Raw genomic sequence first — 760 nt, 5'->3', positions numbered from 1 at the left:
AGGCCACGGCACGATGCGCTCCATCTCGCCAAGAAACTTCTCGCGCCGTGTTTGCTTCTTCTTCATCGCGTACTCGGCGCTCGCAAAGCTGCGTTGGCTCATGTCCGTAGAGTTATGTTCCCGTTGCTTTCAGCATGCACGCATCGTGTAGCAGCAGTCAATTGATCAGCGAATCCTTAGCAAGAACCGTGACCGGCTGCTCGAGCACGACGTCATCGTTGAACTGTTCAACGAGACGGTTGAGGCGGCGCACGCGCGCGGTTATCTGTCGGGCGAGCATTTCAGCGTGGACGGCACGCTGATTCAGGCGTGGGCCGGGCACAAGAGCTTCGTGCGCAAGAACAAATCGGATGACGATACGCCGCCTGATGGCGGTGCGCGTGAGCGCGAGAACTGGCACGGTGAGAAGCGTAGCAACGAGACGCACCAATCGAGCACGGACAGCCAGGCGAAGCTGTTTCGCAAGAGCCAGCGCACTGGTGCGCTGCTTTGCTACATCGGGCATCTGCTTACGGATAACCGGCATGGCCTGGTGGTGAACGCGCAAGTGACACAGGCCAGCGGTACGGCCGAACGCGACGCTGCGGCTCAAATGCTCGCGGATGCAGCGCAGGTAGCCGGCGTCCCCGTTACGAGCAATCGTCAAGAGTGGTGTACGCGGGTCAGGCGGCATGATCAGGCGGCCAGCGCTTGAGGAGCCGGTGTGCTTTCAATCACCGGAGTGCCGTCCTTGAAGGGAATGCCCTTCAGGAGCGGCTCG

2 pseudogenes are annotated in these 760 nt (G+C 60.8%); one reads left to right on the top strand and one right to left on the bottom strand.

The features are described from left to right. Positions 1-102, bottom strand: a pseudogene (locus tag PKKP23_RS33500) (IS5/IS1182 family transposase); the annotation flags it as partial. Between the two features lie 61 nt (positions 103-163). Between PKKP23_RS33500 and PKKP23_RS33495 the strand changes: the two are divergent. Then, positions 164-634, top strand: a pseudogene (locus PKKP23_RS33495) (transposase); the annotation flags it as partial. Positions 635-760: the final 126 nt, after the last annotated feature.

Source organism: Paraburkholderia kururiensis JCM 10599 = LMG 19447 (assembly GCF_003986935.1).
GTDB lineage: Bacteria > Pseudomonadota > Gammaproteobacteria > Burkholderiales > Burkholderiaceae > Paraburkholderia > Paraburkholderia kururiensis.
This window is presented reverse-complemented; position numbering and strand designations above follow the sequence as displayed.